Annotated in this window: 4 protein-coding genes; all 4 read left to right on the top strand. The window is 60.2% G+C overall.

The features are described 5' to 3' along the window. The first annotated feature begins 139 nt into the window (after nt 1–139). Nucleotides 140–481: a 50S ribosomal protein L19 gene (gene rplS / locus JF66_RS17495; RefSeq protein ID WP_035835100.1), complete on the top strand. Its 342-nt coding sequence runs from the start codon at nt 140–142 to the stop codon at nt 479–481. 175 nt (nt 482–656) lie between these two features. Further along, the gene (gene lepB, locus JF66_RS23190; protein ID WP_369798057.1) at nt 657–1331 is read left to right on the top strand and encodes a signal peptidase I; all 675 of its coding nucleotides are present in this window, start codon (nt 657–659) and stop codon (nt 1329–1331) included. Next, complete coding sequence (locus JF66_RS23185) at nt 1332–1976, top strand: ribonuclease HII (RefSeq protein ID WP_035880024.1); 645 nt, start codon at nt 1332–1334, stop codon at nt 1974–1976. 12 nt (nt 1977–1988) lie between these two features. Further along, nucleotides 1989–2312, top strand: coding sequence for a DUF2469 family protein (locus JF66_RS17480; RefSeq protein WP_035880022.1), 324 nt, complete (start codon nt 1989–1991; stop codon nt 2310–2312). Nucleotides 2313–2365: the final 53 nt, after the last annotated feature.

Below are 2365 nucleotides of genomic sequence, written 5' to 3'. Positions count from 1 at the left end.
TTGTGCCGCGGCAAGACTCTGCCACAGGGGAGCTGCTATACATCGGCACAAACTTACCTACCGGTTGCGGGTGTTTCGCGTTACGCGTTCCCCGCACAAACCGTGTTCGACCTGTGGCGGATACAGAGAGCGACAAACTATGCATATTCTCGACTTCGTGGATGCTCCTTCCCTCAAGAAGGACATCCCCGCGTTCCGCGCCGGCGACACCGTCAAGGTTCACGTAAACATTATTGAAGGCACTCGCTCCCGTATCCAGGTCTTCCAGGGCATCGTCATCGGCCGTTCCGGCGAAGGCGTGCGCGAGACCTTCTGCGTGCGTAAGGTGAGCTTCCAGATTGGCGTCGAGCGTACCTTCCCGGTGCACTCTCCGGTCATCGACCACATCGAGGTCGTTACCCGCGGAGACGTCCGTCGCGCGAAGCTCTACTTCCTCCGCGACCTTCGCGGCAAGAAGGCAAAAATCAAGGAAAAGCGCTAACCCTCACGGACTAGCACCGGTTCTCCCGGATTCTCACCTGAGCTCCCGATCACGTAAACTGATCGGGAGCTCAGGCGGTTTAATGACAGAAGAAGCGGTGCCCACGCGATCTACGCGACTGGGATCACTATTGCGACCACGACCCGGTCAGAAGAAAACCACAAAGCAAAGCGTCTTGCTGTTCATCCGCGACCTGATCATCATCTTCGTGGTCGCGCTCCTCATCTCCTTCCTGATCAAGACGTTCCTGATCAGGTCGTTCTACATCCCCTCCGGGTCGATGGAAAACACTCTGCAGGTCTATGACCGCATCATCGTCAACCAGCTCGAACCGCGTTTCATGCCGATCGAGCACGGTGACGTTGTCGTCTTCCGTGATCCGGGCGGCTGGCTGCCTCCTCAGGAGCAAATCACGCAGAACCCGATCGTGGCGAGTGCCGACTGGCTGATGTCCGTTGTCGGACTTTCCGCTCCTGACAGCAACGATCACCTGATCAAGCGTGTGATCGGCCTCCCTGGCGACCACGTGGTGTGCTGCAATGCACTCGGCCAAATGAGTGTGAACGGCGTGCCCCTCGCCGAGCCGTACGTGCTGCTGCCCGTCGGTGCAACGAAGGTGTCGAAAGACGACTTCGATATCGTCGTTCCAGCCGACTCGCTCTGGGTCATGGGCGATAATCGCTACAACTCGAAGGACTCCCGCTACAACGGCGAGACACCCGGCAAGGGTTATGTGCCCATCGAGAACGTCGTCGGCCGTGCGCTCGTGATCAGCTGGCCGCTCGCTCGCTGGTCCTGGCTCGACGACTATCCCGACGTCTTCCGCGGCGTCGAAGACGCGGCGCAGTAGGTGGCCGTCTCCGACCCGCACCTCGACGTCGAACGGGCATTGCTCGCCGACGGCGCACGATTCGTGATCGGGTGTGACGAGGTCGGTCGCGGAGCCCTGGCCGGCCCGGTTGGTGTGGGATTCGTCGCAATCGACTCCAGCGTTACCCCCATTCCGGCCGGATTACGCGACTCCAAGATGCTCAGCGAACCCAAGAGGGAGCTGCTCGCGCCCCTCGCGAGCGCCTGGGCGATGCACTCCGCCGTCGGTCTCGCCTCGGCCCGGGAGATCGATGAGCTCGGCATTATCGCCTGTCTCGGCCTCGCCGGAAAACGTGCGCTCGCGGAGCTCTATGCGGCCGGAGTAGACGTGTCCTCGAGCGTGGTGCTGCTCGATGGCAGTGATGACTGGCTCAACAAGGCGCTGAAGACGCCCCTGAACGTTGTTACGCGAATCAAGGCCGACCGCGATTGTGGATCCGTGGCGGCCGCGTCCGTCATCGCAAAGGTGCACCGGGACCGACTGATGATCGAAGCGGATGCCGTATCCCCGGGATACGGCTGGTCCGGCAACAAGGGTTACGGCAGCGCGCAGCACATGAGCGCCATCGGTCTGCTGGGTCCGACGGCGCTGCACCGCAAATCGTGGCTCAAGAACTCGGCGTAGGATTGGGTCACCATGGAAGAAGACGAGTTTGAGGACTACGACCGCGAGGTCGAGTTGGCCCTGTACCGCGAATATCGTGACGTGGTTGGTCAGTTCCAGTACGTCGTGGAGACGGAACGGCGCTTCTACCTGGCGAACGAAGTCGACATGGTGCGCCGTGACACGGAGCACGATTTCTACTTCGAACTGAACATGAAAGACGTCTGGGTCTGGGATGTGTACCGCTCCGACCGCTTCGTGAAATCGGTGCGCGTACTGACTTTCAAAGATGTCAACGTGGAAGAACTCGCCTCCAAGGAATTCGAGCTGCCCAAGGAATTGGCACTCGACGAATAAGAACCAATCCGCCTTCACCCGTGCGGCGGAAAACCAACGATGGTTTAGGAAAG

This window comes from Cryobacterium sp. MLB-32, from assembly GCF_000738085.1.
GTDB lineage: Bacteria > Actinomycetota > Actinomycetes > Actinomycetales > Microbacteriaceae > Cryobacterium.
This window is presented reverse-complemented; position numbering and strand designations above follow the sequence as displayed.